The 15,329-nt window shown below is 59.8% G+C and carries 13 protein-coding genes; 9 read left to right on the forward strand and 4 right to left on the reverse strand.

The window, feature by feature from the left end:
• Positions 1-451 precede the first annotated feature (451 nt).
• The 7 genes from RJQ10_RS02090 to RJQ10_RS02120 are packed head-to-tail and all read left to right on the forward strand — an operon-like array spanning position 452 to position 8,030.
• Complete coding sequence (locus RJQ10_RS02090; RefSeq protein ID WP_350143136.1) at positions 452-2,119, forward strand: CocE/NonD family hydrolase; 1,668 nt, start codon at positions 452-454, stop codon at positions 2,117-2,119.
• The gene (locus tag RJQ10_RS02095; RefSeq protein WP_350143138.1) at positions 2,116-3,120 is read left to right on the forward strand and encodes a dipeptidase; all 1,005 of its coding nucleotides are present in this window, start codon (positions 2,116-2,118) and stop codon (positions 3,118-3,120) included. The genes RJQ10_RS02090 and RJQ10_RS02095 overlap by 4 nt, the downstream gene beginning before the upstream one ends.
• Positions 3,117-4,628, forward strand: coding sequence for an AbgT family transporter (locus tag RJQ10_RS02100; RefSeq protein ID WP_350143140.1), 1,512 nt, complete (start codon positions 3,117-3,119; stop codon positions 4,626-4,628). The genes RJQ10_RS02095 and RJQ10_RS02100 overlap by 4 nt, the downstream gene beginning before the upstream one ends.
• A complete protein-coding gene (locus tag RJQ10_RS02105; protein WP_350143142.1) occupies positions 4,625-5,620 on the forward strand; it encodes a dipeptidase in 996 nt (331 codons plus the stop codon). The genes RJQ10_RS02100 and RJQ10_RS02105 overlap by 4 nt, the downstream gene beginning before the upstream one ends.
• Positions 5,617-6,813 (forward strand): diaminopropionate ammonia-lyase, encoded by a 1,197-nt coding sequence (locus RJQ10_RS02110; RefSeq protein ID WP_350143144.1) that lies wholly within the window; start codon positions 5,617-5,619, stop codon positions 6,811-6,813. The genes RJQ10_RS02105 and RJQ10_RS02110 overlap by 4 nt, the downstream gene beginning before the upstream one ends.
• 2 nt (positions 6,814-6,815) lie before the next feature.
• Complete coding sequence (locus RJQ10_RS02115) at positions 6,816-7,643, forward strand: M55 family metallopeptidase (RefSeq protein ID WP_350143146.1); 828 nt, start codon at positions 6,816-6,818, stop codon at positions 7,641-7,643.
• A gap of 3 nt (positions 7,644-7,646) precedes the next feature.
• Positions 7,647-8,030 (forward strand): RidA family protein, encoded by a 384-nt coding sequence (locus RJQ10_RS02120; RefSeq protein ID WP_350143148.1) that lies wholly within the window; start codon positions 7,647-7,649, stop codon positions 8,028-8,030.
• A 93-nt stretch (positions 8,031-8,123) separates the two neighbouring features.
• On the opposite strand, the gene cuyB is transcribed toward RJQ10_RS02120, so the two are convergent.
• From cuyB to RJQ10_RS02135, 3 genes are read right to left on the reverse strand one after another with little or no spacing between them, the layout of a single operon-like run.
• Entirely contained in the window at positions 8,124-9,032 is a 909-nt protein-coding gene (cuyB, locus tag RJQ10_RS02125; RefSeq protein ID WP_350143150.1) for a cysteate racemase, read from the reverse strand.
• Positions 8,962-10,113, reverse strand: coding sequence for an alanine racemase (locus tag RJQ10_RS02130; RefSeq protein WP_350143152.1), 1,152 nt, complete (start codon positions 10,111-10,113; stop codon positions 8,962-8,964). The genes cuyB and RJQ10_RS02130 overlap by 71 nt, the downstream gene beginning before the upstream one ends.
• 14 nt (positions 10,114-10,127) lie before the next feature.
• Positions 10,128-11,858: an amidohydrolase family protein gene (locus RJQ10_RS02135; protein ID WP_350143154.1), complete on the reverse strand. Its 1,731-nt coding sequence runs from the start codon at positions 11,856-11,858 to the stop codon at positions 10,128-10,130.
• Between the two features lie 382 nt (positions 11,859-12,240).
• On the opposite strand from RJQ10_RS02135, the gene RJQ10_RS02140 reads away from it, so the two are divergent.
• Complete coding sequence (locus RJQ10_RS02140) at positions 12,241-13,320, forward strand: helix-turn-helix transcriptional regulator (RefSeq protein WP_350143156.1); 1,080 nt, start codon at positions 12,241-12,243, stop codon at positions 13,318-13,320.
• A gap of 11 nt (positions 13,321-13,331) precedes the next feature.
• On the opposite strand, the gene RJQ10_RS02145 is transcribed toward RJQ10_RS02140, so the two are convergent.
• Positions 13,332-14,375, reverse strand: a complete 1,044-nt coding sequence (locus RJQ10_RS02145) for a serine hydrolase domain-containing protein (RefSeq protein ID WP_350143158.1) — start codon at positions 14,373-14,375, stop codon at positions 13,332-13,334.
• Between the two features lie 218 nt (positions 14,376-14,593).
• Here RJQ10_RS02145 and RJQ10_RS02150 point away from each other — a divergent pair.
• A partial coding sequence (locus tag RJQ10_RS02150) for a P1 family peptidase (RefSeq protein ID WP_350143160.1) occupies positions 14,594-15,329 on the forward strand: 736 nt, incomplete at its 3' end.

A 15,329-nucleotide genomic window follows, 5' to 3' on the forward strand; every position in this document is an offset into this window, starting at 1 on the left:
CTACTCAACTGCATGGCGATTATCCGGGTATTCAATCGCATGGTCTCTGGTGCCGACAAACCTGGATGGGCAACGTACCATGATTGACAATGGCTAACGCCGTTTACCGATTGCACAGGGCCGCCAGAGGCAGACCGCCGATAGTAACCTGATACACTCTGAGTCAATATTTCAGCGACGAAATGAAGAAGGAAATGCATTGAATCCCCCCGTTCCTTCAGGCTCTGTATCACGCTTGGCAAGCAGGAATTCGCTTGTCCGGCGATCCGTCGGTCTCCGCTATCGCGAATGCAGAGTCGTCAACATGTCCGGTTGCAGGCACCCGGCGCCCGCCAGTTTCATTCTGACTCTTCTGGTCGCGCTGATAGCCTTGATGGTCCCTGGTCCAGGAGCCACTGCTGAGGAATCCGCAGTCTCAGCTGCGGCGCTGGAAACACGGCGCCCATACCAAGTGCGCTTCGGCGAGCGCATCGCCATGCCGGACGGCGTCTCCCTGAGCGCGACCCTTGTGCTGCCATATCCGGATCCAGGTCCAGTGCCGGTGATCTTGACCCTGACACCCTACAGCGCGGACCGCTATTACCCGCTGGCCACCCGTTTCGCTCGCGCCGGTTACGCCGCTGCGATCGTCGAGGTACGGGGGCGAGGAGATTCCGGTGGTATCTTCCAGCCTTACCTGAACGATCTTGACGACGGGGAAAAGGTGATCGAATGGCTGGCTAAACAACCTTTCAGTAATGGTTCCGTCGCTATGCGCGGCGGTTCCTATACGGGCTTCCTGCAATGGGGGCTCGCGGCTCGTCGGCCGCCTGCGCTAAAGACGATCATTCCCGGCGCGCCGCCCTACTTTGGTGTCGACTCTCCAACCTATCGCGGTATCCAAATACCCTATCGACTTCGCTGGTACGCGCTTGTAGCCGGCCGGCAGCGTAACGGTAATCTGAACGCGGACAGTGCTTACTGGCAAGGGCTGTACGCGGAGCTTGCCCGTGGGGAAGTCGCCCTTGCTGATCTCGATGACGCCGCCGGCATCAAGTCACCGTACTGGGAGCAGTCATTTCAGCGCGATTACGTGCTGCGTCTCGCCGAGCTGAACCCCACTTCCGAACAGCTGGGTAATCTCACTATCCCTGTGCTCTCCATTACGGGCATGCACGATGGCGCGCAACTTGGAACGCTAACCCACTATCAACGGGCCCTCACCCATAGCACAGATCCGCAACATCTTTATCAGGTTATCGGTCCCTGGAACCACTCGGGCGTATCCAATCGACAGGGCGCAATGGGCGGCCTGGAATTTCCCGCAGCCAGCATTGAGCCTGCCGATTGGCACCTGGCCTGGTTTGACTGGATTCTCCGCGACGGGCCCCGGCCGACGTTTTTGAAGGAAAGGGTTACCTACTACGTTCTCGGGGATGATCGTTGGGCCGGACGTGATACCGTAGATGGCGCGCCTGGCAGCTTGATCCTGTATCCATCCTCACCGCGAGGCGAGGCGGCTGAATCAGGCCACCTCACCGCGGAGGTCGCCGAGCGGTCCACGGGTGAGGATTGCTGGCGCTACGACCCGTTGGAGGTACCTATACGCTGGGGTCCGTATTTCGGTAGTCTTGCCGGCGGCAAAGACCATCTTCTCAATGACCCATTGCCGACTCAGCTCGCCGGACGCGGCCTACTGTATGAATCCAGACCACTTGAACGCAGCCATGTGATCGCTGGGAGACCCACGTTGTCTGTGTCACTCACCGCGGACGTTCGAGACACAGACCTTGCCGTCGTCCTCTATGAACTGCGTTCGGACGGGACATCGGTTCTGCTGGCATCGGATATGTTGCGCGCCCGCCACCGCCACGGTTTTCTGGAGCCGCCGGCGTTGCTGGTGCCCGGTGAAGAGACACGCTACGAGTTCGAGATGACCTGGATAGGTAAGCGCCTTGCCACCGGCTCCCGGCTGCGGCTGATGCTGACCTCGCCCGGCATCAGCTACCTTTTTCACCGCAACCGCAACAGTGGTGGTGACGTTGCCCTGGAAAAGGTTGCCGACTCGCGGGTTGCGACCATCTGCTTGACAACCGGCGCCGCGGGGACCGCCCTGCATCTACCCCTGGAGGCGGAATGATGCCATCTGCCACTGCAACAAACCTGCTTTGGGATGCGCACTCTAACCTGCCGCTGGAACCCGGCCGCGAGGTTGACGACTTGCTGGAACACCGGCGCCACGGTTTCGGCTTCGTTTCCATTAACGTCGGTTACGACCCCGCTCCGCTGGAGGAAATCATGCGCAGTATCGCCTGGTTCCGTGAGGCCATCGACGCGCAGCCAGGCCTGGCTCTGGTTGGTACCCTGGACGAGTTGGAAGAGGCCTACAGAAGCGGTTTGCTGGCCGTGGCCTTTGATCTAGAGGGTGCACTGTGCCTCCTTGAGGAGCCCAGCATGGTCGCGCTCTGGGCTCATCTGGGAGTGCGCCAGATGCACCTTGCCTACAATCGAAACAACTGGGCAGCCGATGGTTGCTATGACAAAGCCCGGGGCCTTACGCCAGCAGGGCGCGCGATGGTCCAGGCGCTCAATGCAGCGGGCATCATGGTTGATTGCAGTCACGGGGGTGAGCGCTCGACACTGGAGATCATGGCTGCCTCGAGCCGCCCCGTGGTCTTCAGTCATGCATGCGCCGCGGCGATCCACCCGCATCCGCGCAACGTCAGCGATCGACAGATCCGCGCCTGCGCCGAAAGCGGAGGCGTGATCGGGATCGTCGGCTACTCGCGCTTTCTAGGCGCCACGCCCTCGCGCGCCGAGGATATGGTGAGGCACATGGTCCATGTGGCTGAGCTGGTCGGCGCTGAACATGTTGGTATCGGCTGGGACTACGGCTACCCTGCGCGGAAGTCTGATCCGATGGGCGCTGTGGCGGATTTCGACTGGTGGTTCCCTGACGCCAGCCGCAATCGACAGGAGGGTCTCACGCCCGAACAGGTCTTTACGCCACTCAGCGAAGCTCAGCGGCTGCCTCATCTGCTGGAGGACGCCGGATTTTCCGGCGCCGAGATCCACTGCATACTCCGCGGAAATTTCGAGCGCGTGGCTCGTGCAACCTGGCCAGGGAGTTGCGCCTCATGACAGCGCCGGTGCTGCAGGGCGCGACAGCCACGCGGTATGTCCCGGATGCGGTCACAATCATTCTGGGGCTGTGTCTGCTCACGGTACTGGTGAGTGTGCTTGCTGAGGCGATCGGGGCATCCGTCACCCTGCCCGATGGCACCGCGGTTGCAGCGGAGAGCTTGCTCAGTGCGCACAATCTGGAGCGCATTCTCGTTGACATGCCGGATACCTTCTCAAGCTTCGCTCCCCTTGGCATGGTGCTCGTGGTGATGCTCGGTGCGGGACTCGCGGAAAAGGTCGGTCTGTTTGATGCCGCCCTCTCTGGCGCCCTGCACCGTCTGCCACGGCGCGCGCTTATTCCGATGACGGTGGTGATCGGTATCTGCGCTCATGTCACGGTGGATGCGTCGTATTTTGTGTTCATACCGCTCGCTGGTGTTGCGTTCCGGGCAGCGGGCCGAAGTGCGTTCACAGGCGTCTGTGCCGCCTTCGCTGGCGTATCCGGCGGTTATGGGGCCAATATACTGGTGACACCCACCGACGCCGTGCTCTACGGACTCAGTGAGGAGGCGGCTCGGGCGCTCGATCCTTCCATCCAGATCGACTTGCTGGCGAACTACTATCTGCTCCTCGCCTACGCCGTGATTGTTACGTTCATCGTCACAGTGGTGACAGAGAGGCTGGTCGAACCTCGCTTTCGTCCCGAAGACGACGAACACCACGAGCCAGAGTTCCGCCTCGAGCCGCAGCTGGCCCGCCGCGGCCTGCGTTGGTCGGGGGCCGCGGCGCTGTTAGTGCTAGTCTTGGTGCTGGTCCTCACCGTACCGGGCGGTGCTCCCCTGCGCGCGGAAAGCGGTGACTTGGCGCCTTTCTACGAAGCGCTGATTGCCCTGATCACGGTATTCTTCCTAGCAACGGGCCTGGCCTACGGCGTCGCTACCGGAAGGCTGCGCAACGACACTGATCTTATGGAGTTGCTGCGAGCCTCAATGCGCGACGTGGCACCTTTCCTGGTGCTGGTATTCTTTGCTGCCCATTTCGCCGCATTTCTGCGCTGGTCAAATCTCGCAGTGATTGCGGCGACCTCCGGAGCAGACTTCCTGCGCAGCTCCAACATCAGCGGGATTCCGCTCGTGCTTGGCTTCACTTTCATCAGTGGCCTGCTGAATCTCTTGATGGCATCCGCCAGCGGCAAGTGGGCGCTTATGGCGCCAACCATAGTCCCCATGCTTATGTCTGCGGGACTGTCACCGGAACTGGTCACCGCCGCGTACCGTATTGGCGACAGCGCCACCAATATCATCACGCCGACATCGCTGTTGCCGGTGGTACTCATTTACGCGCAAAAGTACCGCCCCGATATTGGCCTCGGGGCATTCATACGCATCATGCTTCCGTACTCAGTTGCCATGTTCGTCGCCGGCCTCCTGCTCCTTGTTACCTGGCTCGCCCTTGGCCTGCCGTTGGGACCGAGCGGCGCAGAGCCCTACCTGACTTCCACTTCTGGAGCTCTGCCAATCTTATGACCGCTGATACCGCCATAGTCTGGGACGCACATTCCTGTCTTCCTATCGCCACGGGCATCGACTTCGATATGCTCAGGGCGCACCGGGCGGCAGGGTTCCACCATGTAGCCATCAACATCGCCATGGACATGACTCCCTTCGCCGACGTGCTGAAAGCGCTGGCCTGGTTCCGCCACTGCGCGGAGCAGAGTCCGGAGTACCTGATCGCGGGCACTGTGGAGGATGTAGAGCGGGCCGCCCGAGAGGGCTTGCTCGCGATAACTTTCGACATCGAGGGTGCGAACTGTCTTCTGGAAGAGCCCGCCATGGTGCAGCTGTACGCGGACCTGGGTGTGCGCATGATGCACCTCGCGTACAACCTCGACAATGCTTACGGTGGTGGTTGCCATGGGCCCAATACCGGCCTTACCGCGCTCGGTCGAAAGGTGGTTAGTGCCGCGAATCGCGCAGGGATTGTGATGGATTGCAGCCACAGCAGTGTGCGCACCAGCCTCGATGTCACGTCGCACTCCGATCGACCGGTGGTCTTCAGCCACGCCAATGTACACGCATTGGTCGGCAGTACACCGCGAAATATCACCGACGAACAGATCCGAGCCTGTGCCGCAACCGGAGGCGTGGTGGGCGTCTGCGGTTTCAACCTTTTCCTGGGACAGTTTCCTTCCTCAGCGGAGCACATGGCTCAACATATTGACTACGTGGTGCAGCTTGTCGGTATCGATCATGCCGGCATCGGTTGGGACTACGCCTATCCTCACAGCGATGTGCCCCTTGCCGCTTCAGAAGAGGAATACCAGAAGTACTTTATCGATGGGGTGACATCGGACGCACAGATTTCGGAGCAGGGTGAGGCCTACGTGCCCCTCGATCAACGGGTTGAAATCGGGCAATCCCTGCGCCGGCGCGGCTATGACCAAGCGGCCGTGGACAAGGTCATGGGCCTGAACTTCTACAGGGTGGCGCGAGCCTGCTGGACGCGGGGCCGGTCATGAGCGCACCGGAAACACCTCCGCTTGCTGTCCCGCGGGAACCACTGCTTGTCAGCGGCGCGTTCCCCTCGCCGCTGCGCGGCAATGAAGTTGATTTGTACGGAGCTGCTGCCCGCGAAGTTTGCTCGGCACTGCGCCGCTGCCCGGCCTACAGGCCCACACCCTTGGTGTCACTTGCTGCCGGCGCATCTGAACTGGGCCTTCAGGCGCTTTGGGTGAAGGACGAAAGCTCGCGCTTTTCACTTGATAGTTTCAAGGCACTGGGCGGGGCTTATGCTGTCCTGTCGCTCTCGGCCGAGCGCGCAGGCCTTTGCCTATCCAAGCTGCACGAACTGAATGCCCTCAAGGCTACAGGTGAACCGTCCGTGTTCTGCGCTGCCACCGACGGCAACCACGGTCGATCCGTCGCCGCTGGTGCAAGACTGGTCGGCGCCCGTTGCATTATCTTCGTTCATGAGCACGTCGCCGAATCCCGGCGCGAACTGCTGCGTCAAGGGGGTGCAGAGCTGCGGGTGATCCCTGGACACTACGACGACTCGGTAGCAGCCTGTCGGGAACAGGCGGAACGCAATGGGTGGACGATGGTAGCCGATGTGGCCGGTGTCGACGATGATCCCAAACTGCCGATCCGCGTCACCCAAGGTTATCTTGCCATGGTTCATGAGATTCGCGAGCAGCTTGAGGGAGCCAGCCCCAGCCATGTTTTCCTGCAGGCGGGCGTAGGCGGCCTCGCCGCGGCGGTCGTTGCAGCCATCGCCGACTTCGGCTGGCAGGATACCCGCGTTGTTATCGTCGAGCCGGCCGTTGCCGCCTGCCTGCGGCTCGCCGCGGAGTGCGGAGAACCGCGTCCGGTGCAGGGCGATATAGACAGCATCATGGGCATGCTGTCCTGTGGTATTGCATCGGTGACAGCGTGGTCCGTGCTGCGCAATCGTGTCTACGCCTACCTGACTCTGGAAGAGCGCGAGGCCCTTGCGGCGGCATACTGGCTACTGTCGCAGCCCACACAGATGTCGCCGCTCGCTATCAGTCCTTCGGGGGCAGCTGGCGCCGCCGGTCTCCTCAAGGCCTGTGCGGAGCCTTCGATGCGCGAGCGCCTTGGGCTTAACGCCTCCGCCAGGGTGCTGCTGATCGCCACTGAGCGCGATGTCGATGGGTTACTCAAGAAGCGCCACAGCGGCGTGGTCCAGGCGTGACGATGAGGGTTTTTATCTCTGCAGATATGGAAGGAGTCTCTGGCATCGTAAGTCGTCCCCAGACCGACGACTACGACAGTGAGGACTACGGCCGGGCGCGATCTCTGTTCGAGGAGGACGTCTGTTGTGCGGTTGAGGCCGCTCTCGGGGCCGGCGCTGAAGAAGTCGTTATTGCCGACAGCCATGGGTCTGCCACCAACCTCGATCCACGCTCTTTCCCGGCCCAGGTGCGCCTGGTACAGGGTTGGCCGCGGCCGCTCGGCATGATGCAGGGTATCGAAAGCGGGTCCTACGCGGCGGCAATCCTCCTCGGTTACCATACAGCTATCACCACCATGGAAGGGAATTTTCCGCACAGTTTTAGCTCAGGCCAGTTCCGGGCGGTCAGGTTCAATGGAGAGCCGGTATCCGAGGGACAGGTAAGCGCCTGGCTTGCGGGTCATTTTGGTGTGCCAGTCGTCGCAGCGTCTGGAGACGATGCCTGCATGGCCGAACTCGCCGCTGCCATTCCTGGTCTGAGCGTCGCAGTAACCAAATACAGTCGTGGCATGTACAGTGCGGAGCAGCTGTCCCGGGAATACAGCCACGCCGCAATCCGTGCTGCCGTTGTCGATGGCATCAATGCCGCGCCGGGATGTCAGCCCCGGCGTCTGGAAGGGGCGATCGAACTCGAACTGGAATTGCACAATCGCTATCTGGCGCAACTGATGTCCTATCTGCCGGGATTCGATCGGGTCGCTGCCGGCACCATCGCCTGTCGCGCCAAAGACATTTGTGAGGCCACGCAAATTGTCGGTGCGTTGGTCCACTTGCAGGCAGACGGAGTTTGATTAATGAAGATAGTCGATAACAAGACGCTGCCAACGCCGAACGGACATTATTCGAACGCAGTGGTACACGGTGGCCTCCTGTATATCAGTGGTCAGTTGCCCATCGACCCGGTCACCCGCACACCGCCGGAGGGTTTTGACCGGCAGGCTCGACTCGTACTGAAGCGCCTGGCGGATATTCTCGCTGCCGCGGGGACTTCGATGCACAATGTGCTGCAGGTGCGGATTTACCTTAGCGATGTCAACGACTGGGGAGCCATGAATGAGCACTTTGCAGCGTGCTTTGGTGCTCATCGACCGGCCCGGGTCATAGTACCGGTGCCCGAGTTGCACTATGGCTGCCGACTTGAACTCGAGGCAACGGCTGTTATCGACCCAGAGACGTAATCCGTGTCCGACACAGGCATGCACGAAAGCCGCGTATGCAGGCAGCGGATCAGCTGAGCTGGCGGGCTTTCACCTGCTGCAATTCCAGCGCGCCTATGAGCAGGCTGCCATTGCTTGACTGTCCGGCAGCGGCTCGCGGTGTTTTTCGCGCGCTGCCTGAAGCCAGTTTACGCAGACCTCAGCCAGGGCCTCGCTCGGGTCAATCATGGCGGGCCCGCCCGCCTGTATTCCCTCGGCTGCGATCGGAAGCTCGGTGCACGCGAGGATGGCCGCGGCATCGTCAGCGCCGCGGGCCTCAAGAAATGCCTTCATGGTTTGCCGTGCCCGAACCAGTTCGCCTGCTTTTACGTCTGCGATAACCCGTGTCATCAGGGCGATTTCATCCTCGGTTGGGTCTGCCGGCTCGAGTCCGTGACAGCGAAGCGGATGATGATAGAGTCCGAGGCGCATGGTCGCCTCTGTGCCGAGCACGAGGACCCTTGCACCGTGACCCGCCACGGCCACAGCCAGAGCGGCAGCGCTTTCAACGATGCTGATGAGCGGACAGTGGATCGCGCTGCGGATTTCCGCGGCCCAGTAATGGGCGGTATTGCAGGGCATGGCAATAGCGCCTACCCCGAGCTTATCAAGATATTGGGCGCGCGTTAGCAGGGCCTCCCGTACGCGCTCCCGGTCACCGTCGAGTAAGGCTCTGGATCGATCGGGTGTCGAGGGGTCTGCGAGGATCATGACGGGGAAATGATCCTGGTCGCACTGTGCAGCTGTAAGTTCGATGATTCGCCGGTACAGACTGGCGGTCGCGAGTGGCCCCACGCCGCCCAAGATTCCCAGGTAGCTCGTTAAAGGATGCATCAGCTCAGTGTCTTCACGGTTTTCCGTAGTGAGCAGTCGGATGTCTGCACTTGCTGGTGCAATACACTGTTTCGCTGTGCTACCACCTGTTACAGCGCCCCCAATCGTCAACGATGGTGCCTGTCGGTGACAGTACGTGATAGTGATCATGAGCCGCGGCGGTCATGCAGGCATGGTTGGGCAGAATCCGAAGGCGCGTGCCGATTGGGAAATCCTCCAACGTCAGCCCAGGTGGCAAGTCGATGATGCCGTGCTCCTGGTTTGCCAGAGTGACCACGAGTCCCGCCTTCTCCAGTCCAGTGTCAGCGTCAATAACCACTCCGAAGCCGAAGTCTTCCGGTTGCTGGGCGGTGCCACGGTCCTTGGATAGCGCCAGAGCCCCGGCGTCGATCAGCAGTCGCCGGTGTGAGCGTTTGTGCCCGATCACTGTGGTGAGGACCGACAAGGCGATCTCTTCGCGCTGACAGGCGCCAATTCCAGCCTGCACGAGGTCGTAGAATGCGAAGACGCCAGGCCTTACCTCTGTGACGCCACTGAGATCGCGGGCATAGCGTGCGGTCGGTGTTGAACCGACGCTTACTTCATGGCAGACCACTCCCGCTTCGCGAATGGCATTTGCCGCTTGCACCACCCCAGCGCGCTCGCGCTCGGCATGCTCGGCAATTTCCGCAACGCCGCGACAAAGATATGATTCACCGGCGTGGGTCATGACGCCGCGAAAGTCGATTGATGAAGCACTATCGAGTAGTCTCGCCAATTCAAGTACGGCGGGGTCCTTGGGTTCCAGGCCGGCGCGGTGCCCGTCCACATCGAGTTCTATCATTACTGCTGCTCTTAACCGTTCTGTGGTCAGGAACTGGTGCAGTGCGGCAGCGATCTCCAAATCATCCAGGATCAGGGTGAGCCTCACAGAGTCGCGCAGCAGCCGGGCCGCCCGTTCGAAGCGACCGGGGAAAATGGAGACGCCGTAGAGAATGTCATGGAACCCGGCCGCTGCAAAATACTCAGCCTCGCGCAGTGTCGAGACGGTGATACCGACAAAGTGGGGAGCACTTCGGCGCATTAGCTCGGCTATAGGCACGCATTTGTGGGTCTTGACGTGTGGCCGGAAGCGAACCCCATGAGCAGCCAGGCGCCGGCTCATATCCAACACATTGGCTTCCAGTCGGGCGTAATCCACGAGCAGGCATGGGGTCGTTAACGCAGCCAGTTCCCTGGATACTGTATTCAAACTCTCCTCTGCCATTATGCGGCCCGCAAGAACCGGCCGAGTCGCTCTCGCCCGAGTATCTCTTTTGCCGCGTCATTCTCCCAGGCGACCTTGCCTGCCACAATCACCTCGGTCACGACGCCCTGGGAACGGTTGAGCATCTGCACGTGATCGTACGCTTCGCGCCAGGCCATGATGCGATGGTCGTTGCTGTTGAATGTCCTCAGGGAGCCCGGGTCGACAATGGTGATATCCGCGCGAGCTCCTTCGCGTAACTCGCCGGCATCGATACCAAAAAATTTCGCCGGTGCCGAAGTCATGCGTTCGATCATCCTTGCCACCGTAGGCAAACCGCGCGTACCTGCAAGCTTTAGGGACATGAGGTTCGCGTCGTAGAACGCCATGTTGGTGATATGTGCGCCGGAGTCATTAAAGCCCGGCAGGGCCTGGTCGTGCATCAGATAGCGCAAGGCTGGCTCGTCGTTCTTGTTGCTGACGTCTACGTAGTAGCGTGCGCTCTTGTCGTACTCTCGGAATAAATGGCGCATGAAATCGGCTTCGTCCTGAATCGCCGGTACCCTGTCCAATGCTTGACGTTCCACATCGGAGCGCGCAAGTTCCGTGCAGCCGTCACGATAGAGGCGTGCGCGCTCGTAGACGGCCTGAAGGGTCTCTCCGTCCCATTCGGCCACCGGGGCGCCGTCGAAAACCATGAGCTTCAGATCGCGGATGACCAGCAATTCAGGGAGCCCAAGTCTCGCTTTCAGATGCCCGAGATTCCAGCCGCGGCGCCCGTGGAACCAGTCCTTTCGGAAGCGTTCGATCCAGGCCGGATCATCGAGCAGGGCCCGGCGACCAGCGACGTCATCATGATCCCTGGCGATCAATTCGCAGGTGCTCGGCAACTCCTCGAACAGGGGGCTCACGGGGCCGTCCGACCAGACCCTGAAATTGCAGCCGAGTGCCTGGAAGTGGATATTGCCATTGAGGAGACGGCTGTTGATGAGCCGTGCAATGGCAAGAAAGAGGTTGGAGGCGCGGGGGGCCAGGACGAACTCCATGACCGAAAGACCTGAGGTTTTCAGTGGTTTACCGAACAGTCGACCGCTACTTAGGAAGAAATAGGCCAGTCCTTTCAGCTTGTTCTCGATGATGGGCGTGGTCTGCCAGGTGCGGCCATGGTCGCGCACCACCTTAAGTAGTCCCTTGAGCTCACGGAACTTTGCGTGCTGCGTCGGAATACGTTTCGCGGTGTTTGGCGCATTGGCCAGGTAATGGAACGGCAGCCCATCGGTGCTCATTCCCAGATACCCTTGCTGTAGAGCGCGTTCGAGGAGTTCGCTCATGGCCTGTAACTCCGCTTCCGTGGGGTCGCGGCTGATGGCAGCGTCCAGGCCCATAACTTCGATGCGGAGCATGGAATGCGGCACAAAAGCAGCGATGTTGGCACCCAGAGGGAGGGACTCCAGATGAGACACATAGTCACCGGTATTGTCCCATGTTACCCGGTCAACGCATTTTTTCAGCACGCTCTTGGGCATATTCTCGACCCTGGCGAAGCAATCAACAATGGGGCTCTGCTCGCCCTCAATCTGCTTGCCGAAGCAGGTGCCGAGGCTGCAGTTGCCGACCAGAACGGTAGTACTCCCGTGACGTATCGCCTCTGACAGAGCTGGCTCGACCTCGACTTCCAGGTCGAGGTGGGTGTGTATGTCGAGCAGGCCCGGCATGACCCAGCGCCCGCCGGCATTGATGATTTGTTGCACACCGTCTGTGGGCTACTCGGGGGCGACCTTCACGACCCGGTCTCCCTTGACGCCAATGTCCAGCTGCCGCGGCATATCGCCCGAACCGTCGAAAACGAGGCCCTTGCGAATGACCAAGTCGTAATCCGCCATGATCCAATACTCCAGAAACGTTTGGGATGCAGTCTAGGCTAATGATACTTGTTCCGGAATTACCTGGGGGCCCTGCCGACTATGTAATACGATGTTAGGAGATTGAGGAAGGACAATGTGCCATGTGAGTGAATCAATTGCGTGCACTAGTAGTGCAAGAGCTTGCAATCCAGGAATAATGCGGTACGCCGGACTTGATCTTCGGTCTCGTGGTTGCTAGCTTTACACAATCTGATAGGAGGAGGTCTATGTGAAGGCGAGAATAGAGTTTCCACCCGCATCAGATCAGGTCGTGGGCGCCAAGCATCGAGATCTAGAGGCAATGCTAGCCGCCATGGCCAACAAGACCGGGGCGGGTGGATCTGTGGTCAGTCAGCGCAATCGGCTGGTCGGCCTGACCAGCCGGCCTCCCAGTGATCAGGGTATTGGTACCTGGGATTACATTCAGTTGTCGCCTGACTTGATCCTTTCACTGACTGATGTCGATTACCTGCGCGATACCACTATCCAGATTGAGGGTGACGATACATTCAAAGTTCGGGTAGTGTTGCGCGGGAGGGTACGTAGTAATCGTCAAGCTGGAATCCTTTCAGCCCCCTTCGTCTATGTTGAGGCTTACCCAGGCAACTGTGTGGGAAGCTATGAGGTGTTGGCAGGCGGCTTGAAAATGCTCGTGCTGCATTGTCGGACCAGAGAGTTGCTCGACGGGCTTGGTCTCCATGACCTGCCGATGCCGGCACCGATAGCGCGCCTCTTTGCAGGCGGGCATGCCGACTCTCCCGAGGGTGATGCGGTGAGGATTGGAGCCGAAGTCATGCGGGCAGCCAGCGATGTTCTTGCGGCCGTCCATCAGTATCCTCCAGAACTTCTGCCACCTTTTCTGCTGGCGAAGTCGCGAGAGATACTCTGTTCCGTGTTACGCCAGTTGTCAGCGCCATCCATCGACAGTGTGGCTCATGGTCTGCGATCACGCGATGTCAACCGTATTTATGAAGCCCGTGATATCGTGATGTCCAACCTCGAGTCGCCATTGCCGCTAGCAGAGCTCGCGAGGACGGTAGGTGTATGTCAAACGAAGCTGAAGGCTGGGTTCAAGGCAATTTTCGGCACCACGGTGTTCGAATATGCGCGGGCCAGACAGATGGATAGAGCTATGGATTTGTTGTTAATGACAGACAAGAGTATCTCTCAGATTGCTTACGAGGTGGGTTACAGCTATCCGGCAAACTTCACGCACGCATTCAAGAGACACTTCGATTTCCTGCCTACCGATGTGCGAAGATCGGATGAAACTGCGGACGATAGTACAGACTCATTGGCTGGGCGGTGATCTGTCGGACACTAGCGATTCGAGCCCCCGCATGTGGTCTCTTGGGCCAGAATGTCTTGAATTGCAAATGCTTCCCAATCAGGGGCTGAGCTGCCGAAATTGCGATAGATCCAGCGGCTAATCGTGCCTTGCCCCGTGTTGTTCATCAATACGACTGCTTGACGTCTTCCGCGGTTGATAACGAGGCGCTGCCCGCCAGATCCCAGCCCCCACCAGGTATCGCTGTTGCGTTTGTACCACCACAGCATCCCGTAACCGTCCCAGATCCCGTAAGGGACAGTAGAGTGGGCTGTGAGCGTTTCATTCACCCAGGCAATCGGCACCAGCTGTGCGCCGGACCAGAGTCCGCCATTGGCATAGAGGGCAGCGAAACGTGCCAGATCTCTCGTTGACATGTAGAAGCGGTACATTCGCAGGCCCGCGCTTTGATTGGCTTCCTGGTAGATTACATCGTCGACCCGGAAGTCCTCCATGCCCACGGGTGTGGCGATCCATTGTTTGAATGCATCTCCCAGGCGCATCTCCGTGGCACGCTCAAAAATTACCCCCAAGGCATTGAAGTCCCAGTTGTTGTAGTAGAAAAAGCTCCCAGGCTCCTTGCTTCCGCGCGGTGGCTTGCGTCGCTTCATTGACTCGCTTTCCCCCAGGGCCGGGAGATAGATGCCAGACCGGGACTTCAACAAGTCGCGCAGCGTTGCTCTTTTCTCCTGTTCCGTAAGCGGGTGCAATGGATCATCGAACTCCAGCGACTTGAGAGAGGCATCCGGGTCGATCAGACCCTTGGCGATCGCGACCCCATAAAGGGCGCTAACCAGACTCTTCCGTATCGAAGCAATGTTGTAGCGCTCGCTAGCATCTCCCGAAGAGAAGCTTTCCTGTTCGCCGCAATAGACTACAACAGCATCCGACTCGAACCCCCGGGTCTGATTACCAAGAACTTCGATGGTATTCAGCTCGAGTCCGCTCGAGGCGAGCGTTGGCCCGCAGCCGAGGAGCATTGCGATAGCAAGGCTGCGTGGAAGTAGCCGGACAGGCCAATTGCTCGTCTTTCCCATGATCCGTAACCCAATGGTGGAAATCCACACTCAGTAGAGCAGATCCACGCGACCCGTGCCAACCCTGTCAGCAATCCTCATCGTCGTATCGCTATTGCGTGCAGTCGAAGCGTACTAATGGTTAGTACAGTTTTCCCTGAAGCGACTAGACTGAACGCTTTAACGCGAAAGGAGCGAAAGGAGCGAAAGATGCTGGATCTGCGATTCCGGGAATTCCGATGAGCCGTGTGCGACGTGTGCGAGATTATGGCTTTGCCCCGGGGATCCTCAAGCCGGGTCCCCGCAACGACATTACCGATGTGAGCGGCGTCCTGGTCGGGCACCGCACCGTGGTTGACGCCAAAGCGGGGCACCGGACGGGTGTCACCGCGATTCGGCCCCATGGTGGCAATATGTTCCTTGAACGGGTGCCGGCAGGGCTCTGTATCGGCAACGGACACGGTAAGCTCGCGGGTGCCACGCAAATTGAGGAACTCGGCGAGCTGGAAACGCCGATTCTCCTGGTGAATACTCTGGCCACGGGGCGAGCCATCGAAGCGCTGATTGACTGGACCCTTGCGCAGCCGGGGTGTGAGGGCGTGACGTCTGTCAATGCGGTAGTCGGAGAGACCAACGACAGTCCTCTCAACAATATCAGGGAGAGGGGCATTCGGACGTCAGACGTGCTGCAGGCGCTGGACGATGCGGTTGCAGATCCGGTACAGCAGGGCTCTGTTGGTGCAGGCGCGGGCACCATGGCCTTTGGCTTGAAAGGCGGCATTGGTTCCAGTTCGCGACTGGTACCCGCAGCCTGCGGAGGCTGGTGCACTGCTGCGCTTGTGCAAGCGAACTTTGATGGCATATTACAGATTGACGGTCGCAATGTGGGCAAGGAGTTGGCTCACCTCTGGCGGCCGGACCACCCGGCGTACGGCTCGGGTCCAGGGTCCATCATGATTGTTGTTGCGACTGACG

It is taken from the genome of Haliea sp., from assembly GCF_040222615.1.
GTDB lineage: Bacteria > Pseudomonadota > Gammaproteobacteria > Pseudomonadales > Halieaceae > Haliea.